The 22,661-nt window shown below is 74.7% G+C and carries 21 protein-coding genes and 1 pseudogene; 13 read left to right on the plus strand and 9 right to left on the minus strand.

Annotated features, from left to right (window positions below; translation table 11 throughout):
* Window positions 1–5 precede the first annotated feature (5 nt).
* From A8713_RS27115 to A8713_RS27125, 3 genes are read right to left on the minus strand one after another with little or no spacing between them, the layout of a single operon-like run.
* Window positions 6–1,211: an acetyl-CoA C-acyltransferase gene (locus A8713_RS27115; protein WP_064536280.1), complete on the minus strand. Its 1,206-nt coding sequence runs from the start codon at window positions 1,209–1,211 to the stop codon at window positions 6–8.
* Entirely contained in the window at window positions 1,208–1,852 is a 645-nt protein-coding gene (locus A8713_RS27120) for a CoA transferase subunit B (protein WP_064536282.1), read from the minus strand. Before A8713_RS27120 ends, A8713_RS27115 begins: the two co-directional genes overlap by 4 nt.
* Entirely contained in the window at window positions 1,852–2,607 is a 756-nt protein-coding gene (locus tag A8713_RS27125) for a CoA transferase subunit A (protein WP_064536284.1), read from the minus strand. The genes A8713_RS27120 and A8713_RS27125 overlap by 1 nt, the downstream gene beginning before the upstream one ends.
* Before the next feature lie 272 nt (window positions 2,608–2,879).
* On the opposite strand from A8713_RS27125, the gene A8713_RS27130 reads away from it, so the two are divergent.
* Both A8713_RS27130 and A8713_RS27135 read left to right on the plus strand, forming a co-directional pair.
* Window positions 2,880–3,341 (plus strand): MarR family winged helix-turn-helix transcriptional regulator, encoded by a 462-nt coding sequence (locus A8713_RS27130; protein ID WP_064536287.1) that lies wholly within the window; start codon window positions 2,880–2,882, stop codon window positions 3,339–3,341.
* A 134-nt stretch (window positions 3,342–3,475) separates the two neighbouring features.
* On the plus strand, window positions 3,476–4,666 hold the full coding sequence (locus A8713_RS27135) for a zinc-dependent alcohol dehydrogenase (RefSeq protein ID WP_064536289.1): 1,191 nt from the start codon (window positions 3,476–3,478) through the stop codon (window positions 4,664–4,666).
* 48 nt (window positions 4,667–4,714) lie between these two features.
* On the opposite strand, the gene A8713_RS27140 is transcribed toward A8713_RS27135, so the two are convergent.
* On the minus strand, window positions 4,715–5,779 hold the full coding sequence (locus A8713_RS27140) for an ATP-dependent DNA ligase (protein WP_064536291.1): 1,065 nt from the start codon (window positions 5,777–5,779) through the stop codon (window positions 4,715–4,717).
* A gap of 75 nt (window positions 5,780–5,854) precedes the next feature.
* Here A8713_RS27140 and ligD point away from each other — a divergent pair, with 75 nt between their 5' ends.
* From ligD to A8713_RS34990, 4 genes and pseudogenes are all read left to right on the plus strand, one after another.
* Entirely contained in the window at window positions 5,855–6,886 is a 1,032-nt protein-coding gene (gene ligD, locus A8713_RS27145; protein WP_064536293.1) for a non-homologous end-joining DNA ligase, read from the plus strand.
* A 196-nt stretch (window positions 6,887–7,082) separates the two neighbouring features.
* Window positions 7,083–8,024 carry an ornithine cyclodeaminase family protein gene (locus A8713_RS27150; RefSeq protein WP_064536295.1) on the plus strand — a complete coding sequence of 314 codons (942 nt, stop codon included), beginning with the start codon at window positions 7,083–7,085 and terminating at the stop codon, window positions 8,022–8,024.
* Window positions 8,025–8,124: 100 nt separating this feature from the next.
* A complete protein-coding gene (locus tag A8713_RS27155; RefSeq protein ID WP_064536297.1) occupies window positions 8,125–9,222 on the plus strand; it encodes a LacI family DNA-binding transcriptional regulator in 1,098 nt (365 codons plus the stop codon).
* Window positions 9,223–9,871: 649 nt separating this feature from the next.
* Window positions 9,872–10,036, plus strand: a pseudogene (locus A8713_RS34990) (Lsr2 family DNA-binding protein); the annotation flags it as partial.
* Window positions 10,037–10,100: 64 nt separating this feature from the next.
* On the opposite strand, the gene A8713_RS27165 reads toward A8713_RS34990, so the two are convergent.
* On the minus strand, window positions 10,101–10,898 hold the full coding sequence (locus A8713_RS27165) for a VOC family protein (RefSeq protein WP_064536300.1): 798 nt from the start codon (window positions 10,896–10,898) through the stop codon (window positions 10,101–10,103).
* Between the two features lie 219 nt (window positions 10,899–11,117).
* Between A8713_RS27165 and A8713_RS27170 the strand changes: the two genes are divergently transcribed.
* Window positions 11,118–11,363, plus strand: coding sequence for a WhiB family transcriptional regulator (locus A8713_RS27170; RefSeq protein ID WP_018568690.1), 246 nt, complete (start codon window positions 11,118–11,120; stop codon window positions 11,361–11,363).
* A 2-nt stretch (window positions 11,364–11,365) separates the two neighbouring features.
* Here the strand turns inward: A8713_RS27170 and A8713_RS27175 are convergent, their stop codons facing one another.
* Both A8713_RS27175 and A8713_RS27180 read right to left on the minus strand, forming a co-directional pair.
* Window positions 11,366–12,340 carry an acyl-ACP desaturase gene (locus A8713_RS27175; RefSeq protein WP_064536301.1) on the minus strand — a complete coding sequence of 325 codons (975 nt, stop codon included), beginning with the start codon at window positions 12,338–12,340 and terminating at the stop codon, window positions 11,366–11,368.
* A gap of 343 nt (window positions 12,341–12,683) precedes the next feature.
* Window positions 12,684–14,309 (minus strand): ABC-F family ATP-binding cassette domain-containing protein, encoded by a 1,626-nt coding sequence (locus A8713_RS27180; RefSeq protein WP_064536303.1) that lies wholly within the window; start codon window positions 14,307–14,309, stop codon window positions 12,684–12,686.
* Window positions 14,310–14,628: 319 nt separating this feature from the next.
* On the opposite strand from A8713_RS27180, the gene A8713_RS27185 reads away from it, so the two are divergent.
* Window positions 14,629–15,321 carry a GOLPH3/VPS74 family protein gene (locus tag A8713_RS27185; protein ID WP_064536305.1) on the plus strand — a complete coding sequence of 231 codons (693 nt, stop codon included), beginning with the start codon at window positions 14,629–14,631 and terminating at the stop codon, window positions 15,319–15,321.
* A 633-nt stretch (window positions 15,322–15,954) separates the two neighbouring features.
* Window positions 15,955–16,827, plus strand: a complete 873-nt coding sequence (locus A8713_RS27190) for an isocitrate lyase/PEP mutase family protein (protein WP_064536307.1) — start codon at window positions 15,955–15,957, stop codon at window positions 16,825–16,827.
* A 37-nt stretch (window positions 16,828–16,864) separates the two neighbouring features.
* Here the strand turns inward: A8713_RS27190 and A8713_RS27195 are convergent, their stop codons facing one another.
* A complete protein-coding gene (locus tag A8713_RS27195; protein WP_064536309.1) occupies window positions 16,865–17,281 on the minus strand; it encodes an SsgA family sporulation/cell division regulator in 417 nt (138 codons plus the stop codon).
* Between the two features lie 277 nt (window positions 17,282–17,558).
* Here A8713_RS27195 and A8713_RS27200 point away from each other — a divergent pair, with 277 nt between their 5' ends.
* From A8713_RS27200 to A8713_RS27210, 3 genes are all read left to right on the plus strand, one after another.
* Complete coding sequence (locus A8713_RS27200; protein WP_443069750.1) at window positions 17,559–18,722, plus strand: WD40/YVTN/BNR-like repeat-containing protein; 1,164 nt, start codon at window positions 17,559–17,561, stop codon at window positions 18,720–18,722.
* A gap of 70 nt (window positions 18,723–18,792) precedes the next feature.
* Complete coding sequence (locus A8713_RS27205; protein WP_064536313.1) at window positions 18,793–19,119, plus strand: hypothetical protein; 327 nt, start codon at window positions 18,793–18,795, stop codon at window positions 19,117–19,119.
* Between the two features lie 156 nt (window positions 19,120–19,275).
* Window positions 19,276–19,983 (plus strand): endonuclease V, encoded by a 708-nt coding sequence (locus tag A8713_RS27210; protein WP_064536315.1) that lies wholly within the window; start codon window positions 19,276–19,278, stop codon window positions 19,981–19,983.
* 15 nt (window positions 19,984–19,998) lie between these two features.
* Here A8713_RS27210 and A8713_RS27215 read toward each other — a convergent pair whose 3' ends face one another.
* The gene (locus A8713_RS27215; protein ID WP_173860913.1) at window positions 19,999–21,183 is read right to left on the minus strand and encodes a saccharopine dehydrogenase family protein; all 1,185 of its coding nucleotides are present in this window, start codon (window positions 21,181–21,183) and stop codon (window positions 19,999–20,001) included.
* Window positions 21,184–21,501: 318 nt separating this feature from the next.
* Between A8713_RS27215 and A8713_RS27220 the strand changes: the two genes are divergently transcribed.
* Window positions 21,502–22,656: a CaiB/BaiF CoA transferase family protein gene (locus tag A8713_RS27220; RefSeq protein ID WP_064536320.1), complete on the plus strand. Its 1,155-nt coding sequence runs from the start codon at window positions 21,502–21,504 to the stop codon at window positions 22,654–22,656.
* The last annotated feature ends 5 nt before the right edge of the window (window positions 22,657–22,661 follow it).

Here is a 22,661-nt window from a genome sequence, read left to right on the forward strand (position 1 = left end):
GTCTCCTAGCGCTCCAGGACGAGGGCGAGGCCCTGTCCGACGCCGATGCAGAGGGTGGCCATGCCGGTGCCCGAGCCCTTGCGGGCGAGCTGGTGGGCGACGGTGCCGGCGAGCCGGGCGCCCGAGGCGCCGAGCGGGTGGCCGAGGGCGATGGCGCCGCCCTGCGGATTGAGGACGGCCGGGTCGAGCGCGGGCCACTCGGCGAGGCAGCCGAGCACCTGCGCGGCGAACGCCTCGTTGAGTTCGAGGACGTCCAGGTCGGCGAAGCTCCTCCCGGCCCTGGCCAGGGCGCGCCGGACGGCCTCGACGGGGGCGAGCCCGAAGTAGTGCGGGTCGGTGGCGCTGACACCGGTGGCCGAGATCCGGGCCAGTGGCTCGCGGCCGGTGGCCCGCAGACCCTCCTCGTCGGTCAGCAGCAGGGCGGCGGCGCCGTCGTTCAGCGGGGAGGCGTTGCCCGCGGTGACCGTGCCGCCTTCCGTGCGGAACGCCGGTTTCAGGGCCGCCAGCGCCGCCGGGGAGGTGTCCGGCCGTACGGACTCGTCGGCGGCGAACACCACCGGCTCGCCCTTGCGCCGGGGCAGCGTCAGCGGCGCCAGCTCGGCGTCGAACAGCCCGGCCCGCTGCGCGGCGGCGGCCTTGCGGTGGCTGTGCAGGGCGAACTCGTCCTGCTGCGCGCGGCTGATCGCGTGCTTGCCGGCGATCAGTTCGGCGGACTCGCCCAGCGGGACCGTCCACTGCGGCTCCATACGCGGGTTGACCATGCGCCAGCCCAGCGTGGTCGAGTACAGCTCGGTGTGCCCGGCCGGGAAGGGGCCCTCCGCCTTGGGCAGTACGTAGGGGGCGCGGGTCATGGACTCGACCCCGCCCGCCACGACGACGGAGGCGTCCCCGACGGCGACGGCGCGGGCCGCCTGGACCACCGCCTCCAGGCCGGAGGCGCACAGCCGGTTGACGGTCACGCCGGGCACGGAGGTGGGCAGCCCGGCGAGCAGGGCGGCCATGCGGCCGACGTTGCGGTTCTCCTCGCCCGCGCCGTTGGCGTTGCCGAGGTACACGTCCTCGATCCGCGCCGGGTCCAGGCCGGGGGTGCGGGCGAGGAGCGCGCGCAGGGCGTGCGCGGCCAGGTCGTCCGGGCGCACCTGGGCCAGGGCGCCGCCGTAGCGGCCGAAGGGGGTGCGGACGGCGTCGACGACATAGACGGTCCTGGTCATCGCGGCTCTCCGGGGACACGGACCTCGGCGTCGGTCCTGGCGGTGATCTCCTCGGTGGTGACCCCGGGCGCGGTCTCGACGAGGACGAGTCCGTCGCCGGTGACGTCCAGGACGCCGAGGTCGGTGACGATCCGGTCGACGCAGGCCGCGCCGGTCAGCGGCAGCGTGCACCGCTGGACGATCTTCGGGGAGCCGTCCTTGGCGGTGTGGGTCATCACGACGACGACCGTGCGGGCACCGTGCACCAGGTCCATCGCCCCGCCGATCCCGGTGATCATCTTGCCCGGGACCGCCCAGTTGGCCAGGTCGCCGCCCGCGGACACCTGCATCGCGCCGAGCACGGCCACGTCGATGTGCCCGCCGCGGATCATCGCGAAGGACAGCGCCGAGTCGAAGAAGGAGGCGCCCGGCAGCACCGTGACGGTCTCCTTGCCGGCGTTGATCAGGTCCGGGTCGACGGCGTCCTCGGGCGGGTAGGGGCCGGTGCCCAGGATGCCGTTCTCCGACTCCAGCACCACCTCGACGCCCGGCGGCAGGTGGTTCGGGATGAGCGTCGGCAGACCGATGCCGAGGTTGACGTACTGGCCGTCGCGCAGCTCGCGCGCCGCACGGGCGGCCATCTCCTCACGGGTCCAGGCCATCACGCGCTCACCGTCCGCTTCTCGATCCGCTTGTCGGCGGCCTGTTCGGCGGTGAGCGCGACCACGCGCTGCACGAAGACGCCGGGCAGGTGCACCGCGTCCGGGTCCAGCTCGCCCGGCTCGACCAGTTCCTCGACCTCCGCGACGGTCACCCTGCCCGCCATGGCGGCCAGCGGGTTGAAGTTGCGGGCGGACTTGGCGAACACCAGGTTCCCGTGCCGGTCGCCGCGGGCGGCGCGGACCAGCGCGAAGTCGGTGCGGATGCCGCGCTCCAGGACGTAGGAGGCGCCGTCGAAGTCGCGGACCTCCTTCGGCGGCGAGGCGAGGGCGACGCCGCCCTGCCCGTCGTAGCGCCAGGGCAGTCCGCCGTCGGCGACCTGGGTGCCGACACCGGCGGGGGTGTAGAAGGCGGGGATCCCGGCGCCGCCGGCCCGCAGCCGCTCGGCCAGCGTGCCCTGCGGGATCAGCTCCACCTCCAGCTCGCCGGCCAGGTACTGGCGGGCGAACTCCTTGTTGGCGCCGATGTAGGAGCCGGTCACCCGGGCGATCCGGCCGGCCGCGAGGAGCACGGCGAGGCCGGACTCCAGCGCGCCGCAGTTGTTCGAGACGACCGACAGGGTGCCGCTCCCGCGCTCGTACAGCGCCTGGATCAGCACGTTCGGCACGCCGCTGAGCCCGAATCCGCCCACCGCCAGCGACGCGCCGTCGCCCACGTCGGCCACCGCCTGGGCGGCAGTGGGGACCACCTTGTCCATCGAACACGCCTCGTCTCTGCCGGGGCCCTGCCGGACGGCACCGGACGGCACCGTCGGTCCGGCGCCGTGGACAGTCGCCGTGGATAGTCAGGGCACTGAGTATTTCCGCGAGCGAGCCTCACGCTGCCACCGTCGCCGGAGGCCGTCAAGGGTTCTGACCAGTGGTTCACATCATCCGCGTGTCACGGGACCGGGTGGCGGCCCAACGGAGATATTGTTCAGTGCACCTACAGAACGGGCGCAGTGTGCGCCTGCGAGAACGAGGAGCGCTCATGGCCGCGGTGGACCTGACGACCCACCCCGGGCACCTGGCCCGGCGCCTCCAGCAGGCCCACTACCTGCTGTGGAACACGATGGTCTCCGAGGAGATCACCTCACCGCAGTTCGCCGTGCTCAACGCGCTGGTCGCCGAGCCCGGACTCGACCAGCGCACCGTGGGGGAGCGGGTCGGGCTCGACCGCTCCACCATCGCCGAGGTCGTCAGCCGCCTCGAACGCCGCGGTCTGCTCGGCAAGGTCCGCGACCCCGGGGACGGCCGCCGCTTCCTGCTCCGGCCGACCGCGGAGGGCGAGCGCACCCACGGCAGGCTCACCGTGCGCACGGCTCGGATGAACCAGGTCTTCCTGGGCCCGCTCAGCCCCGCCGAGCAGACCCAGTTCTTCGACCTGATCCGGCGCGTCGCGGACGCCGCCGAGGGCCTGCGCAACCCGGCGGAACCCGCCGCCCGCGCCTGAACCGGGGGCCGCGCCCACCTGGACCGGCCTCCGCCCGCCCCGGACGGGCCCGCCTCACGCACCGGTTGGCCCGTCCGGGCCCGGGTACCCGGCCGTCGGCCGAGGGGCCCGGCGTGCGGAAGGAGCGCGACACGATGAAGGCAGTGACCTGGCAGGGCAAGCGCGACGTCCGGGTGGAGGACGTCCCCGACCCCACGATCAAGGAACCCACCGACGCGGTCATCCGCATCACCTCGACCGGCCTGTGCGGCTCCGACCTGCACCTGTACGAGGTGCTGACCCCGTTCATGACCCCCGGCGACATCCTCGGCCACGAACCGATGGGCATCGTCGAGGAGGTCGGCTCCGAGGTGAGCGGCCTCCGACCCGGTGACCGGGTCGTCGTACCGTTCCAGATCTCCTGCGGCCACTGCCACATGTGCTCCGCGGGTCTCCAGACGCAGTGCGAGACCACCCAGGTCACCAGCGAGCACATGGGCGCCGCCCTGTTCGGCTACACCCGGCTCTACGGCGCCGTCCCGGGCGCCCAGGCCGAGTACCTGCGCGTCCCGCAGGCCCAGTACGGCCCGATCAAGGTGCCGCAGGGTCCGTCCGACGACCGCTTCGTCTACCTCTCCGACGTGCTGCCCACCGCCTGGCAGGCCGTCGCCTACGCCGACGTCCCGCGCGGCGGCACCGTCGCCGTGCTCGGCCTCGGTCCGATCGGCGACATGGCCTGCCGGATCGCCCTGGCGCGCGGCGCCGGCCGGGTCTTCGGCGTCGACCTGGTCACCGAACGGCTGGACCGGGCCCGGCGGCGCGGCGTGGAGACGTACGACCTGCGCGACTTCGACCACGAGAAGGACCTGGTCGCCGCGGTGCACGACCAGACCGACGGGCGCGGCCCGGACGCGGTGATCGACGCCGTCGGCACCGAGGCGCACGGCAGCCATGTGGCCCGGTTCGTGCAGCAGGCCGCCGCGATGATGCCGCGCGCCCTGAGCGGCCCGCTCTCCGAACGCTTCAGCGTCGACCGGCTCACCGCCCTGTACACCGCCATCGACCTGGTGCGCCGCGGCGGCACCATCTCCCTGTCCGGTGTCTACGGCGGCCAGGCCGACCCGCTGCCGCTGCTCACCATGTTCGACAAGCAGCTCCAGATCCGGATGGGCCAGGCCAACGTCCGCCACTGGACCGACGACATCCTGCCCTACCTCACCGACGAGGACCCGCTCGGCGTCGACGACTTCGCCACCCACCGGGTCCCGCTGTCCGAGGCCGCGCACGCCTACGAGATGTTCCAGCACAAGCAGGACGGCGCGGTGAAGATCCTGATGACGCCCTGACCCGGCGGACATGACGCCCCGGCCTGGCGGAGCGGGAGGCCGGCCGCGTCAGGGGCCGAGGATCCGCGCCAGGTCGTAGCGGACGGGCTCCTCCAGCTGGGCGTACGTGCAGCTCTCCGGGGCCCGGTCCGGGCGCCAGCGGCGAAAGCGCGCCGTGTGCCGGAACCGGGCCCCGTTCTCCATGTGGTCGTACGCCACCTCGGCCACCCGCTCCGGCCGCAGCGGCACCCACGACAGGTCCTTGCGGCCAGACCAGCGGCTCGGCGCGCCCGGCAGCCGGGCCGACTCGTGCGCCGCCTCCTCGGACCACGCGGCCCACGGATGCCCGGCCGGATCGTCCATGCGCAACGGCGCCAGCTCCTCGATCAGTTCGGCGCGCCGCTTCATCGGGAACGCCGCCGCCACTCCCACGTGCTGGAGGACGCCCCGGCCGTCGTAGAGCCCGAGCAGCAGCGAGCCCACGACCGGGCCGCTCTTGTGCAGGCGGTAGCCGGCCACCACCACGTCCGCCGTCCGCTCGTGCTTGATCTTGAACATGGCCCGCTGGTCCTGGAGGTAGGGCAGCCCCGGCGGCTTGGCGATCACCCCGTCGAGCCCGGCCCCCTCGTACTGCTCGAACCACTGCCGGGCCACGTCGATGTCCGTCGTCGCCGGCGCCACGTGCACCGGCGCCCCCGCCCCCGCGAGCGCCCGCTCCAGCAGCGCCCGCCGGTCCGCCAGCGCTACGTCGAGCAGGGTCTCGGCGTCCAGCGCCAGCAGGTCGAACGCCACGAAGGAGGCCGGGGTCCGCTCCGCCAGCGCGCGCACCCGCGAGTCGGCCGGATGGATCCGCTCGGTCAGCGCGTCGAAGTCGAGCCGCCCCTCACGCGCGATCACGATCTCCCCGTCCAGCACGCACCGCTCGGGCAGCCGCTCCCGGAACGCCGCGACCAGCTCCGGGAAGTACCTGGTCAGCGGCTTGCCCGTCCGGCTGCCCAGCTCGACCTCGGCCCCGTCGCGGAACACGATCGCCCGGAACCCGTCCCACTTCGCCTCGTAGTGCATCCCCGGCGGGATGCGCGCCACCGGCTTGGCGAGCATGGGCTTCACGGGCGGCATCACGGGCAGCTCCATGGCTGCGATTGTGCGCGCGGTACGCGCCTTTCGCCCGGTGTGCGAGGTGTGCGGGGTACGCCTACCGTGGCTCGCATGGGCGAAGCGGTGGAACTCGACGTGGCCGGCCGGACCGTACGGCTGTCCAGCCCGGACAAGGTGTTCTTCCCGGAGCACGGATACACCAAGCTGGACGTCGCCCGGTACTACCAGGCGGTCGCGCCCGGCATCCTGCGTGCCCTGCGCGAACGGCCCACCACCCTGGAGCGCTACCCGGACGGCATCGACGGCGAGTGGTTCTACCAGAAGCGCGCGCCCCGGGGCATGCCCGACTGGATCCCGACCGCCCACATCACCTTCCCCAGCGGACGCAGCGCCGACGAGATGTGCCCCACCGAGCAGGCGGCGGTGGTCTGGGCGGCCCAGTACGGCACCCTCACCTTCCACCCCTGGCCGGTCCGGCGCGACGACGTCGAGCACCCCGACGAACTGCGCATCGACCTCGACCCGCAGCCCGGCACCGACTACACCGACGCCGTCCGCGCCGCCGCTGAACTGCGCGCCGTCCTCGACGAGTTCGGCGGCCTGCGCGGCTGGCCCAAGACCTCCGGCGGACGCGGACTGCACGTCTTCGTGCCCATCGAGCCGCGCTGGACCTTCACCCAGGTGCGGCGGGCCGCCATCGCCGTGGGCCGGGAGCTGGAGCGCCGCATGCCGGAGCAGGTCACCACCAAGTGGTGGAAGGAGGAGCGCGGCGCGCGCATCTTCATCGACTACAACCAGACCGCCCGCGACCGCACCATCGCCTCCGCCTACTCCGTACGCCCGCGCCCGCACGCCCCGGTCTCCGCGCCGCTGCGCTGGGAGGAGGTGCCCACCGCCCGCCCGCGCGACTTCGACATCACCACGATGCCCGCCCGCTTCGCCGAGGCCGGTGACGTGCACGCCGACATGGACGACCACGCCTACGCGCTGGACGCCCTGCTCGATCTGGCCGCGCGCGACGAACGCGACCACGGGCTGGGTGATCTGCCGTATCCGCCCGAGTACCCGAAGATGCCGGGGGAGCCGAAGCGGGTGCAGCCGAGCCGGGCCAGGGCCGCCGGGCAGAACCCCGCCGCCTCCTGAGCCGGACCGGGAGCACCTTCTGAGCCAGGCCGGGAGCGCCCTCTGAGCCAAGACCGGGAACGCCTCCTGAGCCGGGCCGGGACAGGAGGCGGGCACCGTCCGCAGTGCAGCACGGCGTACGACGGGAGACGGGAGACGGGAGACGGGACCGGGACCCGGGAGACCCGCCGCGCCCGCACCGGCGGATCATGACCGGGTGACCCTACTGCTGACCCGCCGCGACCTCGAAGCCGTCCTGGACCCCGCCGACTGCGTAGACGCCCTGCGCGAGGGCTTCCGCCGCGCCCCGCACACCACGGTCCCCGGACAGCGGATCCGCACCGACCTGCCCTTCCCCGGCACGGCCACCGCCCTGATCCCCGGCCTGCTGCCGGGCATCGACGCCTACACCGTCAAGGTCAACGCCAAGTTCCCCGGCGCGCGCCCCGCCCTGCGCGGGGTGATCTGCCTGCACAGCGGCCGGGACGGCGAACTGCTCGCCCTGCTGGACTCCGCCACCGTCACCGCCCGGCGCACCGGCACGGCCGCCGCCCTGGGCACCCACCTGCTGGCCGCGGCCGGGGACGACACGGTCCTCGGCGTGGTGGGCGCGGGCGCCCAGGCCGAGGCGACCGTGCGCGCCCTGGACACCCTGCGCCCCCGCCGGGACCTGGTCATCCACGATCTGGACCCCGGCCGTGCGGCCGAGTTCGCCGCCCGGCACGGCGGCCGGGTACTGGACTCCGCCGCCGAGGTCGCCGCCCGCGCGGAGACCGTCGTCCTGGCCACCTGGTCCCGGCAGCCGCTGCTGGGCCTCGCCGACGTCCGGGAGGGCACCCACCTCACCAGCCTGGGCAGCGACGAGCCGGGCAAGCGGGAACTGGCGGCGGACCTGCTGCGCGCCGCCGTGCTCGTGGTCGACGACCGCGAACTGGCCGCCGCCATGGGCGTGCTGGCCGCGGCGGGGCTGCCCGCCTCGGCCGCCGACGCCACGCTCGGCGAGGTACTGGACGGCACGCGTCCCGGCCGACCCGACGCCTCGGCCCGTACCGTCTACGCGCCGGTCGGCCTGCCCTGGCAGGACCTGGCGGTCGCCTGGACCGCGTACCGGCGCGCCGGGGAACTGGGTGTCGGACGGCATGTCGACCTCCTCGGCTGAGGGCGGCCTCCGGCGGCCCGGCACCGGCCGGGAAAGCGCTCTCACCACGGGCGGATCACCGGGCTATCCTGATCCGCAGCCGCCCGTGAGGAGTCCCGAAGTGAGCGAGACCGCGCCGCGTCCCACACTGGAGGCGGTGGCCGCGCGGGCGGGGGTGTCCCGGGCCACCGTGTCCCGGGTGGTCAACGGCGGGGACGGCGTGCGCGAACCCCTCGCCGCACGGGTCCGCCGGGCCGTGGACGAACTCGGCTATGTGCCCAACCAGGCCGCCCGCAGCCTGGTGACCAAGCGGCACGACGCCGTCGCCGTCGTCATCGCCGAACCGGAGACCCGGGTCTTCGCCGACCCCTTCTTCGCCCGCCAACTGCGCGGCATCAGCAAGGAGCTGACGGCCCACGACATCCAGCTCGTGCTGCTGCTCACCGAGGGCCGCGAGGACCACGCCCGGGTCGGGCGCTATCTGGCGGGCGGCCATGTCGACGGGGCGCTGGTCTTCTCCCTCCACCTCGACGATCCGCTGCCCGCGCTGATCCAGCGCGCCGGGGTGCCGACCGTGTTCGGCGGGCGGCCCGGCTGGAGCGACGGCATGCGGGAGGCGGCCTACGTCGACAGCGACAACCGGGGAGGCGCCCGGACGGCCGTACGGCACCTGGCCGGGCTCGGCCGGCGGCGGATCGCCCACATCTGCGGGCCGCTGGACCAGACCTCGGCGGCGGACCGGCTCGAAGGCTACCGGGACGTCATGGACGGCGGCGATCCCCGGCTGATCGCGGAGAGCGACTTCACGCCCGCCGGGGGCGAGCGCGCCCTCGGTGAACTCCTGGACCGGGTGCCCGATCTCGACGCGGTCTTCGCCGCGAACGACCTCACCGCCTCGGGCGCGCTGCGCGTGCTGCGCGCCCGCGGGCTGCGGGTGCCCGAGGACGTCGCCGTCGTCGGCTTCGACGACATGCTGCCGCTGGCCGAACAGACCGATCCGCCCCTGACGACGGTCCGCCAGGACATCGAGGGGATGGGCCGCCTGATGGCCCGCCTGCTGCTGCGGGGCCGCGACACCGCCCCGCCCGGCCCCGCCGGACCTGCCAGGCCCACCGGCCCCACCGGACCTGCCAGGCCCGCCGGTCCCGCCGGTCCCGCCGGGGACGCCGGACGCAGCCTCGTCCTGCCGACCGAACTGATCCGCCGGGCGTCCGCGTAGCGCACCCCGGCCGTACCCGCACCTGCACCCGTACCCGTCTCCCTTTCCGGGCGCACCGCCCCGGCTCCGGCCGGCCGCCGCCGTCGAGCTCGATGTCAGTGGCTCCGCGTACGGTTCACCCATGAGCGGCATGCCGACGCACGACGTCGGAGACGTACGACAGGCGTGGGGCCGGGTGACCGGATGGCTGGAGCAGCACGCTCCGGCTGTCTTCGCCGCCCTCGGCGGCCCGGGAAGCGCGACGGCCGTCAGGGCCACCGAGACGCGCATGGGTCTGGTGCTCCCGACGGAGATGCGGCAGTGGCTGCTGGCGAACGACCTCGATGCCGGCAGGCGGCCCGATTCCCGATCGCCTCTGGTGGCGCTGGGATGCGGGGGAGTCCTTCCCAGCGGCGGACTGCTCCTCGGCCTCACGGACATCGAGCGTGTCCACCTCCACAAAGTGGCCATGGCGGAGAGGGAGCCGTCCGCGGACCCCGACCGCCCGTCCTGGCGCCGGGAGTGGGTGCCGGTCTCCGCGGAGAGCGACGGCTTCTACGGGAGATTCCTGGACATACGCACAGGGAAGGTCGGTTCCTGGACCGAAGGTGCTTTCCCCCGCGACGCCGAACACGCCTCGTTGGCCGCCTTCTTCCAGGCCGTGGCCGACCGGCTGGAAGGGGGCGACGCAGCAGGTACGGCAGGGCGCCGTATGCCTGATGGCGGTCCGCAGGCCGAGGCGATACGCCTTTGGGCGCGCGCGAACGGCTACCTCGTCAACGATCGCGGGCGCGTTCCCGCAGCCGTCCGCGAGGCATACGAAGCATCGCGGTGAGCGGCCCGCCTTTCCTTCGGCACCCTGACTCCGAAGCCGCCCACCGCACGTCCGGACCGCCCGGCTACCCCGGTTGCCGCCGCGGTGCCGGTTCGAGGACCGCGAAGCGGGCGCCGGACGGGTCGGTGAGCCGGGCGACGCGGCCGACGTCCGGGACCTCGGTGACCGGCAGGAGGATCCCGCCGCCCAGCTCCACGGCACGGGCCTCGGTGGTGTCGGCGTCCGCGACGGCGAAGTACGGCAGCCAGTACGGCCCCGTCCGGGCCGCCACCGGATCGTCGCCGAGCGGGACGACACCGCCGAACATGGCGTCCTGGCCGCCGTCGGCGGGGTGGACGCAGGTGTAGGTGCCGTCGGGGAGGGGGACCGCCGACGTCTCCAGGCCGAGCACCCGGTGGTAGAAGGCGGCGGCCGCCGCCAGGTCGGGCGTGTACAGCTCCACCCAGCACAGCGAGCCGGGCTCCCCGGCCGCGTCGAGTCCCTGGCGCCGCCCCGGCTGCCAGAGGCCGAACGGCGCCCCGGCCCGGTCGGCGAGGAGGGCCGTGTGCCCCTGGCCCAGCACGTCCACCGGCGCGACCAGCACCCTGCCGTGTGCCTCCTCGGCGGCCTGTGCGGTCGCCCGCGCGTCGGCACACCGGAAGTACACGGTCCAGGCGGACGGGCCCCCGTCCGCAGGGGCGGGCATCGCACCGGCCGTGATCCGGCCGTCGAGCAGGAAGAAGCCGTAGCCGCCGGCGTCGGGTCCGGCCGACCGGAACTCCCAGCCGAAGAGCCCGCCGTAGAAGGAACGGGCGGCGCCGGGATCGGGAACGGTGACGTCGGTCCAGTTCGGAGCGCCGTCGGCGAAACGGGTGGTGAGCATCGTCGCCCTCCTTCGAAGGGACGCGTGGTCCGCTCCACCGAGTCTCGCACCGCCCCCGGACGACCGCCGCCGAAGCGCCGCCGCTCCGCGCGCCGCCGTGCGCGGCGGCTGTCCGGGAGGCCATCATCGGAACGCACCGGAGGGCGGCGGAAGGCCCCTGCCGCCGGCGTTGACCGCGCGTTGATCGAACGTTTTTCGCCGTCCGGCACGATCTCGCCCATGCACATCGAAACGATCACACCGGCCGACCCCGCCTGGCAGGCCCAGGCCCTGTGCGCGCAGACCGGGGCGGAGTTCTTCTTCCCGGAACCGGGCAGCTCCGTGCGCGAGGCCAAGCGCATCTGCGCGCTGTGCGAGATGCGCCCGGCCTGCCTGGAGTACGCGCTCGCCAACGACGAGCGCTTCGGCGTCTGGGGCGGGCTGTCCGAGAAGGAACGGCAGAACCTGCGCCGCAGGGCGCAGTAGGGTCAGCCGCCGGCCCGCGCCGCCAGCCGCGCCTTGCGCGCCGCCAGCTTCTCGTCGAACTTGGTGGCCTCCGTGTTCAGGCCGCCCATGAACAGGCCCAGCTCCTCCTGCGCGCGCAGCCCCTCAGGGCCGAGACCGCCGATCTCCATGATCTTCAGATAGCGCAGCACGGGCTGGAGCACGTCGTCGTGGTGGATGCGCAGGTTGTAGACCTCGCCGATGGCCATCTGGGCCGCCGCCCGCTCGAAGCCCGGAATGCCGTGGCCCGGCATGCGGAAGCCGACCACGACGTCCCGCACCGCCCGCATCGTGAGGTCGGGGGCGATCTCGAAGGCCGCCTTGAGCAGATTGCGGTAGAAGATCATGTGCAGGTTCTCGTCGGCCGCGATGCGCGCGAGCATGCGGTCGCAGACCGGGTCGCCCGACTGGTGGCCGGTGTTGCGGTGCGAGATCCGCGTGGCCAGCTCCTGGAAGGCGACATAGGCCACCGAGTGCAGCATCGAGTGGCTGTTGTCGGACTCGAAGCCCTCGCTCATGTGCGACATCCGGAACCGCTCCAGCTGGTCCGGGTCGACCGCGCGCGAGGCCAGCAGGTAGTCGCGCATCACGATGCCGTGCCTGCCCTCCTCCGCGGTCCAGCGGTGCACCCAGGTCCCCCAGGCGCCGTCACGGCCGAAGAGCGTGGCGATCTCGTGGTGGTAGCTGGGCAGGTTGTCCTCGGTCAGCAGATTGACGACGAGGGCGATCCGGCCGATCTCGGTGACCTTCGACTGCTCCTTCTCCCACGCCTCGCCGTCCTCGAAGAGCCCGGGGAAGTTCCGGCCGTCGCTCCAGGGGACGTACTCGTGCGGCATCCAGTCCTTGGCGACCCGCAGATGCCGGTCGAGTTCCTTCTCGACCACCTCTTCCAGCGCGTAGAGCAGCCGCGCGTCGGTCCAGGCGGACGAACTGCCGAGGTGCGAGGAAGTGATCGTCAAGAGAACTCCAAGGGGACGCGCGCGGGCGGGGCCGGCGGGTACATGCGGGAACAGAGCGCACGACGACGTGCGGGGGGACAGCTCGATGTACGCGGGAACCGGCGAGCGGTGCCGGATCCGTCAACCTACGGGATCGTAGGCTACGAGACCGTAGGTTACGAAGCCGTAGGTTAAGGGCGTCGTAAAGATCACTGATCAGACCGCACGGCCGGGAGAAGCGGCGGGCGCGGGACGGCTCCGGGACCCGCAGGTCCCGGAGCCGGGCGGGCGACCCGTTCACCCGGACGAGGGCGCTGTGCGCCCCGCCGGGAGAGAGGCAAGTCACACCGCCGCGAGCCCGCCGCTACGTGGGATCCCCGACCGCCTCCCGGGTGGTCTCCGTCAGTCTTCCCTCCTCCAGGAGCAGCCACCGGGTGATGCCGATCGACTCCAGGAACGGCAGATCGTGGCTCGCCACCAACAGGGCGCCCTCGTAGGACTCCAGAGCGGTGGTCAGCCGGCGCACGCTCGCCAGGTCCAGATTGTTCGTCGGTTCGTCCAGCAGCAGGAGCTGCGGCGCGGGCTCGGCCAGCATCAGCGCGGCCAGTGCCGCCCGGAAGCGCTCGCCGCCGGACAGCGTAGCGGCCGGCTGGTCGGCGCGGGCGCCCCGGAACAGGAAGCGGGCGAGCCGGGCCCGGACCCGGTTGTCCGTGGCGTCCGGCGCGAACCGGGCCACGTTCTCGGCGACGCTCAGCCGATCGTCGAGGACGTCGAGGCGCTGCGGCAGGAACCGCAGCGGCACGTGCGCCACCGCCTCGCCCGCCACCGGCGCCAGCTCCCCGGCGACCGTGCGCAGCAGCGTCGTCTTGCCCGCGCCGTTGCGCCCGACCAGCGCGATCCGTTCCGGTCCGTACAGGTCCAGGCCGCCGCGCGCACACGCGCCGTGGGCCGTCTCCAGGTCCCGCAGGGTGAGGACGGCACGGCCCGGCGGTACGGCCGTGTACGGCAGCTCGATCCGGATCTCGTCGTCGTCGCGCACCGCCTCCACCGCCTCGTCGAGCCGCTCCCTGGCCTCGGCCAGCTTCTCCTCGTGCATCAGGCGGTGCTTGCCCGCCGACTCCTGCGCGGAGCGCTTGCGCTGGTTCATCACCGCCCTGGGCTCGCGTCTGGTGTCGTACATCTTCTGGCCGTAGCGCTTGCGGCGGGCCAGTTTCACGTGCGCGTCGGCCAGTTCACGGCGCTGGCGGCGCAGATCGGTCCCGGCGACCCGGACCATCCGCTCGGCGGCCTCCTGCTCGACGGCCAGCGCCTGCTCGTACGCCGAGAAGCTGCCGCCGTACCAGGTGATCTCCCCGGAGCGCAGATCGGCGATCCGGTCGGCCAGCTCCAGCAGACCGCGGTCGTGGCTGACCACGACCAGCACGCCCGGCCAGGCGGAGACCGCCGCGTACAGCCGTCTCCGCGCGTACAGGTCGAGGTTGTTGGTCGGCTCGTCCAGGAGCAGCACCTCGGGCCGGCGCAGCAGCAGCGCGGCCAGCCGCAGCAGGACCGACTCGCCGCCGGACACCTCCGCGACGGTGCGGTCGAGCCCGAGGTGGCCGAGCCCGAGTTCGCCGAGGGCGGCCAGGGCGCGTTCCTCCACGTCCCAGTCGTCGCCGACGGTCTCGAAGTGCTCCTCGGACGCGTCGCCCGCCTCGATGGCGTGCAGCGCGGCCCGCCGCGCGGCGATGCCGAGCGCCTCGTCGACGCGGAGCGCGGTGTCGAGCGTGACGTTCTGCGGCAGGTGTCCGACCTCGCCGACCGCGCGGACCGTGCCGCCGGACGGGGTGAGCTCACCGGCGAGCAGTCTCAACAGGGTGGACTTGCCCGAGCCGTTGACGCCGACGAGCCCGGTGCGGCCGGGGCCGAAGGCGGCGTCGAGGCCGGAGAGGACGGAGGTCCCGTCCGGCCAGGCGAAGGACAGGGACGAACAGGTGAGGGATGCTGACATGGGCGCCTCGCGGGTGCTGGATGCGGTGGGTACGGGAAGCGGACATGCACCTGGACACCGCGGGACCACGGACACCGTGTGGGAGGGACGCCACGGGGCAGAAGAAATGCCCTGGGCCGGACTCCGTCAGGACGGCTCGACGCCGAGGTCGCACGCGACGCACACACCTGTGCGGTGTGACGCGGTGTCTCAGGACCTCAGACGGACAACGTCCTTCTCCGATCGACGGCAACAGAACCGCTGTACACCGTAGGAGCGGCCCCCAGGGCTGTCAACGCGATTACGGGCGGACCCCCCCGCCCAGGGAAGGAGGCCGGCCATGACCGACGGCGCGCGCTCCGCCGCACCCCGGCGGCCCCCGCTCTCCCTGCCCGCCCGGCTGTCCCTGCTGGCCTGGGACAGCGCCCGGCCGCCGCACGGCGCCGACGTCCTGCCCCGCCTGGTCCGGGCCGGTGCCCTGGCCGAACTGGCCCAGCGCGGACTGCTCGTCGACGACCACGGCGTCGCCACCCCCGCCGACCTCGACTCCTCGACCGGCGACCCGGTCCTGGACGGCCTGCTCGAACTCGTCCGGGAGTCCGGGCCGCGCCCCTGGCGGGGCTGGGTGAGCGCGTGGGCCGGGTACACCTTCACGGCCGTACGGGAGCAGCTGACCGCCGGGGGATGGCTGCGTGCGGGGCCGCGGCGCGCGCTCGGCCTCCTGCCGCCCGCGCGGTACACCCCGGCGCGCGCCGGGGTCCCGGCCGCCCTGCGCGAGCGGGCGCGACGGCTGCTGGACGGCACCCGGCCCGCCGCGGCGGCCGACGCGCGCGACGCGCTCGTCGCCGTCCTCGCGGTGGCCGCGGGGCTGCTCCCCGCCCCGCCCGGCGCCGACCGGGCCGCCCGGGAGCGGCGGGCCGACGAACTGGCCGGGCGCGCCGCGGCGGCGGACCCGGCCCTCGGCCGGGTCCTCGACGAGCTGCGCGCGGCATTGTCCGCGGCGGTCACGGCTGCGGCGCCCGCGCGCGGCTGAGCCTTCCGTCTCGCCCGTGCCCTGGGAGGCCACGACGGCGGCACCTGCGCGCGGCTGAGCCGCGTCGGCCCAGGACGCCCGCCCGGCTCGAACCACCCCACACGGCCCCACTCGGCCTGCCCCGCCGCCCCGGACCTGCCTGCTTGGCCCGGCCCGTCCCGTACCGAACTGCCTGGTCCGGTCCGCCTGGGTCCTTCCGCCCGGTCCGGTTCACGCCGTACTGGCCCACGCGGCCCGGCCCGCCTGGGGTCCGTCTGCCTGGCCCGGCTCGCCCCGCACCGAACTGCCTGGTCCGGCCCGCCCCGTACCGGCCTACGCGGCCCGGCCCGCCCCGGGCCTGCCTGCTCTGGCCCGCACCGTACCGACCACTCGGCCTGGTCCGCCCCGGACCCGCCCGCCGGGCCTGACTCGTCCTGTACCTGCCTACCGGGCCTGACCCGCCCCGGACCTTTCCGCCGACCCTGACCCGCCCCGGACCTTTCCGCCGACCCTGGCCCGCCCCGGACCCTTCCACCGGGCCTGACCCGCCTCGGCCCCCGGCCCGAACCGGCCGTCTCCAGCCCGCCCCGCGCGTCGCGTACACGGCGGATTCCTGCCAGCCGTGTCCCGCGTCCGCCTGGTTGAGTTCCGGGCATGACGAAGTCGAACGCCGATACGAACACCCTGCGCGGGCGCGCCCTCGCCTTCCGCGCCCTGCATGTCCCGGGCCGCCCGCTGGTGCTGCCCAACGCCTGGGACGCGATGAGCGCACGGCTCGCCGAGGAGGCGGGCGCTGCGGCCGTGGCGACCACCAGCGCGGGGCTCGCCTGGGCGCTGGGCGAGGCGGACGGCGACCGGCTGGACCGGGACCGGGCGCTGGCCGCCCTCGCCCGCGTCACCGCCGTCACCGGCCTGCCGGTCAGCGCGGACATCGAGAGCGGCTATGCGAAGGACGCCGCCGGAGTGGCCGCCACCGTCCGCGCGGTGCTCGCCGCCGGAGCGGTGGGCGTCAACATCGAGGACGCCGCGCACGAGGCGGGCGGGGGCGCGCTGCGGTCGGTGGCCGAGCAGGCGGAGCGGCTGGAGGCGGCGCGCGAGGCGGCGGACGCGGCAGGGGTGCCGCTGTTCGTCAACGCCCGCGTCGACACCTTCCTGCGCGGCGCCGGAGGTGTGGACGCCACTCTGGAGCGGGCCGCCGCCTACCGCGCGGCGGGCGCCGACGGCGTCTTCGTGCCCGGGGCCGTCGATCCGGGCGTGGTGAAGACGCTCGCCGACGGCGTCGACGGTCCGCTCAACGTGCTGGCCGTCCCCGGTGCCCCGCCGGTCGCCGAGCTGGCCGCCCTCGGCGTCGCACGGGTGAGCGCCGGATCCGCCCTCGCCGAGACCGCCTACGCCGCCGCCCGCCGTGCCGTGCGGGAGCTGCTGGCGCAGGGCACCCTCGGCGCCCCGGCGGACGGCTTCGGCTACGCCGCCCTGAACGCGCTTCCGGCCCGCGCCGACCGGAACGCTGCGGGTCACTACAGCTAGCAGCCGGTCCTGGGGCCGTTCCCGGCCCGGAGCGGGGTCAGAGCACGTCCCGCATCAGCTCGGCGAGGTCGTGGTCGAGGTCGAGCTGCCGGTACTCCAGACCCACGGGCACCAGCTCGCCCGTCGCCTGGAGGAAACGCCGTATCTCACCGCTGAGGACGTGCACCACGGCGGTGCCCTCCGGGGCGTGGAACTCCAGGACGGTGCGGTCGTACCCGTAGGGGCGCACACGGACGTCCCCGTGCCCCTCGGGCTCGCGCAGACCGGCCGCCAGCAGATCGCGGGCGAACGTCCAGCAGACCTCGACACCTTCGAGGGTGGCGGGCGCCGGGAAGGTCATGCGGACGGCGAACGGGTCGCTCCGGTCGTAGTGCAGTGTGGCGGGGATGCTGGGCATCCGCGGGGCTGCCGCGACCAGGCGTGCCTCGACGGTCTGCTCGATGACGGTGGACAACGCCTTGCTCCCTTGTGACGTCTGACGGCCGGGGGACACGTCCGGGTGGATGAAGCTCGGGCACTGGAAGAGACGACTGAATCAGCCGTTGAGTGCACACGGGGAGCGAGTGACCTCGGTCACCGCGTTCATGCATGCGAGTGACATGAGTCTCGGCCGGGCCGGTCCTCCGGTGTTCCGCCGTGCGTGCGGCGGGAGTTGGCGGAGGACGTCTGGACGCCGTCCGGCCGGTGGGCTAGCTTCGCCCGCCATGAGGCGCTGGGGAACGATGCGACGGATGAGCCGTACGAGCAGCACGAGCCGTACGAGCGGCGTGGGCAGCACGAGCCGGGGGAGCGGACCGGCGGCCCGGACCGGGCGGACGGCGGCCGTGGCCCTGGGAGTGGCGGTGCTGGCCGTGTCGGCGGCCGTGCCCGCCCAGGCGGGCGGCGGGGACCGGGACGCGGCGGGGGCGCGGCGACCGCACGCGCCGCACTGGCGGCTGACGGACGGCGGCGCCCCGGACGTCCGCTTCCGCGGGCTGTCCGCCGTCAGCCGCCGCACCGCCTGGGTGGCCGGCACCGGCGGCACCGTGCTGCGCACCACCGACGGCGGCACCTCCTGGCGGAACGTCTCACCGGCCGGCGGCGCGGACCTGGAGTTCCGGGACATCGAGGCGTTCGACGCGCGGCGGGCCGTGGCGCTGGCCATCGGCGAGGGCGAGGCGTCCCGGGTGTACCGCACCGAGGACGGCGGGGCGACCTGGACGGAGTCCTTCCGCAACACCGACACCGCCGCCTTCTACGACTGCCTCGCCTTCTTCGACTCCCGGCACGGCCTGGCGATGAGCGACCCGGTCGACGGCAGGTTCCGCATCCTGTCCACCGCCGACGGCGGCCGCTCCTGGAAGGTGCTGCCCGACCGGGGCATGCCGGCCGCCCAGCCCGGCGAGGCGGGGTTCGCCGCGAGCGGCCAGTGCCTGGTCGCCTCCGGGCCGCGGGACGTGTGGCTGGCCACCGGCGGCGGCGCACGCGCGCGCGTGCTGCACTCTTCTGACCGCGGGCTGACCTGGCGGGCCACCGATGTGCCGGTCCCGGCGGGCGACCCGGCCAAGGGCGTCTTCGCGCTGGCCGTCCGGGACCGTACGCACGCGCTGGCGGTCGGCGGTGACTACCGCGCCGACCAGGCGTCGCCGCGCGCGTCCGCCACGAGTTCCGACGGCGGGCGCACCTGGCGGCCGTCCGCCGTGCCGCCGCAGGCCTACCGCTCCGGCGCCGCCTGGCTCCCGTACACCCGGGCGTCCGCCCTCGCGGTCGGCCCCACCGGGACCGACCTCACCACCGACGGCGGCCGGACCTGGCGCACGGTCGACGCCGGTTCGTACGACACCGTCGACTGTGCCTGGGACGGCGGATGCTGGGCATCCGGGGAGAAGGGGCGGATCGCTCGACTGGCGCACTGAACATCGCCTGATGTGACGAATTGTTCCAGGATGCGGGTATCCGTTCCTTGACAGAGAGGAAGTGAACGGCATGCCACGCGGGTCCAGTCCCAAACGCGAGCGCCAGTACGAACACATCAAGGAGAGCGAGCAGGAGCGGGGCCGGAGCACCGGCCGGGCCGAGGAGATCGCCGCGCGCACGGTGAACAAGGAACGCGCCCGCTCTGGCGAGTCCAAGACCGCGAGCCGCGTCTCGACGCAGGACATGTCCTCCGGCAAACGCGGCGGACAGCGCTCGGGCCACGGCTCCCAGGGGCCCACCTACGACCAGCTCTACGAAGAGGCCAAGCGGCGCAACATCCACGGCCGCTCGGACATGAACAAGCAGCAGCTCCAGCGGGCCCTGGGCAAGAACTGACCGGTCCCGCGCGGGACGGACCCGCCACCGGTCCGCACGGCCGGACCGCGGGCCCGTCCCGGAGCGCGGTGAGCCGACGTTCCTCCCCGCCGCGCGCAGCAGGGCCCCACCCCGCCGCCCCGGTCCGGCCGTGCCACGTCGTACGCTCGTCCCACCATGACGACGACCGCAGGCATTCCCGAGGGCTGGCCCACGACCGAGGAGCAGGCCCGCGCCCTCCAGGACGAGTTGCGCACCCGCCTGGTGCTGGACGAGCCGGGACCGCCGCCCGGGGCGGGGCACGTGACAGGGGTCGACGTCGCCTACGACGACGAGCTGGACGCCGTCGCCGCTGCGGCCGTCGTGCTGGACGCCGCCACGCTGCGGGTGGTCGCCGAGGCCACCGCCGTCGGCCGGATCTCCTTCCCGTACGTCCCCGGCCTGCTGGCCTTCCGGGAGATCCCCACGGTGCTCGCCGCCCTCGGCGCCCTGGACCGGGATCCCGGCCTGGTCGTCTGCGACGGCTACGGCCTCGCCCATCCCCGCCGCTTCGGCCTCGCCTGCCACCTCGGTGTGCTCACCGGGCTGCCGACGATCGGCGTCGCCAAGAACCCGTTCACCTTCACCCACGACGACCCGGGCGCCGCGCGCGGCAGCGCGGTGCCGCTGTCGGCCGGTCCGGACGAGGTGGGCCGCGCGCTGCGCACCCGCGACGGGGTCAAACCCGTCTTCGTCTCGGTGGGCCATCGGGTGAGCCTGGACAACGCCTGCGCCCACACCCTCGCGCTCACCCCCTCCTACCGGCTGCCGGAGACCACCCGCCGGGCGGACGCCCTGTGCCGCAGGGCGCTCAAGGAGGCGACCGCGGACGCCCGCCCGGCATGATCCGAACGGAAGACCCTAGCGGTCCGTCGTCATCGTGCGGAAGGCGATGCCCGCCGCGCGCAGCCGCTCGACCAGCGCGTCGCCCATCGCGACGGCCGTCGTGACCTGGCCCGCCGTGTCGGGCAGGTCGTCCAGGGCGAGGCTGAGGGCCGACTCGGCGAACATCTTCGCCGTCTCGTCGTACCCGGGGTCGCCGCCCGCCACCTCGGTGCGCACCCGCCGTCCGCCGCCCTCGCCCACGAAGCGCACCGAGAACCAGCTCCTGGCCCGCCGTTCGGGGCTCGGCCCCTGCCCGGGGCTGATCCGGCCGGACAGCCAGCGCCGGGCCGGGGGGAGCTGGACGGCCGCCGTGAGCGTGGTGACGGCGGCCACCCCGCCGAGGGCGACGGGAAGGTGCCGTACGGCCGCGTAGTGGCGGTAGCGGAAGTCGGGTCCGTAGCGCTCCAGCGCCCGCGCGGAGCGCAGCACGATCTGCGGATCGAGGGTCGGCAGCGGCAGTGCCCACGCGCCCACCTCCGGCGCGAAGCGCGGCGCGCACACCGGCGGCACCGAGACCCGGCGCCCCGGCAGCCGCGGCTCGTGCCGCGCGCGCTCCCGCGCCGCGGCGCGCATCCGCAGCGGCCGCGCGAACTGGTTGAGCGCGGAGGCCAGCGTCCCGCCCGAGAAGCCGGCGTGCGCCCGGACGAACCCGTCCACGGCCAGCGGCACGCCCTCGGGGAGCTGCCGCACGGTGACGTACACGCCCAGGTCGTGCGGCACCGAGTCGAACCCGCAGGCGTGCACCAGCCGCGCCCCGGTCTCCCGCGCGCGTGCGTCGTGCCGTACGTACGTCAGATCGACGAACTCGGGCTCGCCCGTGAGGTCCAGATAGTCGGTGCCGCTGTCCGCGCAGGCGGCGACCAGTTCCTCGCCGTGGGCCACATAGGGACCCGCGGTGGTGGCCAGTACGCGGGTCCGCCGGGCCAGTTCCCGTACGGAGGCCGGGTCGGTGGCGTCCGCGTGCAGCACGGCGACGTCCGCGCCGCCGGGCAGTTCCTCGCGCAGTTCCTTCAGCCGCCGCTCGCTGCGCCCCGCGACCGCCCACCGCAGCCCCTCGGGGGCGTGCTCGGCCAGATACCGGGCGGTGAGCGTCCCCACGAACCCGGTGGCTCCGAAGAGCACGATGTCGTACGGACGTTCCGCCTTGTTCATCCTGCTCATGACACCCCTCGCTCCGCCGGACGGCGTCCCCGCGCCGCTGCCGGTGGCCGAGGCTAGCGTGAGGGGGCCGGGCCGGGCGACACGGGTGGCGTCCGGCGCACGCGGGACCGGCCGACGGCGGCCGGGGCCGGGCAGACCCGGGAGAGACCGGCCGGGAGCGGACGCGGGCGCGGCGGTCCGGCGCGCACGGCGGGCGCTCGCGCGGCGCGGCCGGCCGGGTTTGGCTAAGCGCTTGCTCGTTCAGGGCTTGTGCCGGGTGCGGCGCGTTCATAGCATCGTCGGTGTCACATCGGTTGTGTCACAGCGAGGGGGCCCCGGATGGCGACAGGACGGACACCCGGACGGGACGGCCCGCTGACCGGGGTGCGCGTGGTGGAGCTGGCCGGGATCGGCCCCGGGCCCTTCGCCGCGATGCTGCTCGGCGACCTCGGCGCGGACGTGGTGCGGGTGGACCGCCCCGGCGGCGCGGGCCTCGGCATCGACCCGGCCGCCGACGTCACCCACCGCAACAAGCGCGCGGTGGTCGTCGACCTGAAGTCCCCGGAAGGATCCGCCCGCGTCCTCGACCTCGCCGCCCGCGCCGACATCCTGATCGAGGGCTACCGGCCCGGCGTCGCCGAACGCCTCGGCGTCGGCCCCGAGGAGTGCCGTGCCCGCAACCCCCGCCTGGTCTACGGCCGGATGACCGGCTGGGGACAGGACGGACCGCTCGCCCCGCGCGCGGGCCACGACATCTCCTACATCGCCGTCACCGGCGCCCTCGGCCTGATCGGCGAGCCGGACCGGCCCCCGGCCGTCCCCGCCAACCTCCTCGGCGACTACGCGGGCGGCTCCCTCTACCTCGTCGTCGGCGTCCTCGCCGCCCTGCACCACGCCCGCGCCACCGGTGAGGGGCAGGTCGTGGACGCCGCCGTGGTCGACGGCACCGCCCATCTGTCGGCGATGCTGCACGGCATGCTCGCCGCCGGCGCCTGGCAGGACCGCCGCCACGCCAACCTCCTGGACGGCGGCTGCCCCTTCTACGGCACCTACGAGACCGCCGACGGCCGGTACATGGCGGTCGGCGCGCTGGAACAGCGGTTCTACGACGAGTTCATGACCCGCCTCGGCATCCCCGAGCAGGCGCCCGCCCGCGACGACATGACCCGCTGGGGCGAGTTGCGCGAGGCGATCGCCGCCCGCTTCCGCACCCGTACCCGGGACGAGTGGACGGTCGTGTTCGAGGACTCCGACGCCTGCGTGGCGCCCGTCCTGTCGCTGCGCGAGGCACCGCACCACCCGCACCTCGCCGCGCGCGGCACCTTCACCGAGCACGCCGGCCTCACCCAGCCGGCCCCCGCGCCCCGCTTCTCCGCCACCCCCGCCACCGTGCGCACCGCGCCCGCCGGGCCCGGCCACGGCGCCGACGCCGTGGCCGCCGACTGGAACCTGCCCGCCCCGCCCGCGACCCCGCTCCCGGAAAACCCTCAGTGAAAGGT

This window comes from Streptomyces sp. SAT1, from assembly GCF_001654495.1.
Classification (GTDB): Bacteria; Actinomycetota; Actinomycetes; order Streptomycetales; family Streptomycetaceae; genus Streptomyces; species Streptomyces andamanensis.

What these genes read in the sequence shown, in the direction of transcription:
- A8713_RS27125 (WP_064536284.1), bottom strand. Translation starts at nt 2,607, where the DNA reads ATGGACAAGGTGGTCCCCACTGCCGCCCAGGCGGTGGCCGACGTGGGC.
- A8713_RS27170 (WP_018568690.1), top strand. Translation starts at nt 11,118, where the DNA reads ATGCACATCGAAACGATCACACCGGCCGACCCCGCCTGGCAGGCCCAG.
- A8713_RS27215 (WP_173860913.1), bottom strand. Translation starts at nt 21,183, where the DNA reads ATGAGCAGGATGAACAAGGCGGAACGTCCGTACGACATCGTGCTCTTC.
- A8713_RS27115 (WP_064536280.1), bottom strand. Translation starts at nt 1,211, where the DNA reads ATGACCAGGACCGTCTATGTCGTCGACGCCGTCCGCACCCCCTTCGGC.
- A8713_RS27200 (WP_443069750.1), top strand. Translation starts at nt 17,559, where the DNA reads ATGAGCCGTACGAGCAGCACGAGCCGTACGAGCGGCGTGGGCAGCACG.
- A8713_RS27210 (WP_064536315.1), top strand. Translation starts at nt 19,276, where the DNA reads ATGACGACGACCGCAGGCATTCCCGAGGGCTGGCCCACGACCGAGGAG.
- A8713_RS27165 (WP_064536300.1), bottom strand. Translation starts at nt 10,898, where the DNA reads ATGCTCACCACCCGTTTCGCCGACGGCGCTCCGAACTGGACCGACGTC.
- A8713_RS27135 (WP_064536289.1), top strand. Translation starts at nt 3,476, where the DNA reads ATGAAGGCAGTGACCTGGCAGGGCAAGCGCGACGTCCGGGTGGAGGAC.
- A8713_RS27180 (WP_064536303.1), bottom strand. Translation starts at nt 14,309, where the DNA reads ATGTCAGCATCCCTCACCTGTTCGTCCCTGTCCTTCGCCTGGCCGGAC.
- A8713_RS27130 (WP_064536287.1), top strand. Translation starts at nt 2,880, where the DNA reads ATGGCCGCGGTGGACCTGACGACCCACCCCGGGCACCTGGCCCGGCGC.
- A8713_RS27205 (WP_064536313.1), top strand. Translation starts at nt 18,793, where the DNA reads ATGCCACGCGGGTCCAGTCCCAAACGCGAGCGCCAGTACGAACACATC.
- A8713_RS27220 (WP_064536320.1), top strand. Translation starts at nt 21,502, where the DNA reads ATGGCGACAGGACGGACACCCGGACGGGACGGCCCGCTGACCGGGGTG.
- ligD (WP_064536293.1), top strand. Translation starts at nt 5,855, where the DNA reads ATGGGCGAAGCGGTGGAACTCGACGTGGCCGGCCGGACCGTACGGCTG.
- A8713_RS27190 (WP_064536307.1), top strand. Translation starts at nt 15,955, where the DNA reads ATGACGAAGTCGAACGCCGATACGAACACCCTGCGCGGGCGCGCCCTC.
- A8713_RS27140 (WP_064536291.1), bottom strand. Translation starts at nt 5,779, where the DNA reads ATGGAGCTGCCCGTGATGCCGCCCGTGAAGCCCATGCTCGCCAAGCCG.
- A8713_RS27120 (WP_064536282.1), bottom strand. Translation starts at nt 1,852, where the DNA reads ATGGCCTGGACCCGTGAGGAGATGGCCGCCCGTGCGGCGCGCGAGCTG.
- A8713_RS27185 (WP_064536305.1), top strand. Translation starts at nt 14,629, where the DNA reads ATGACCGACGGCGCGCGCTCCGCCGCACCCCGGCGGCCCCCGCTCTCC.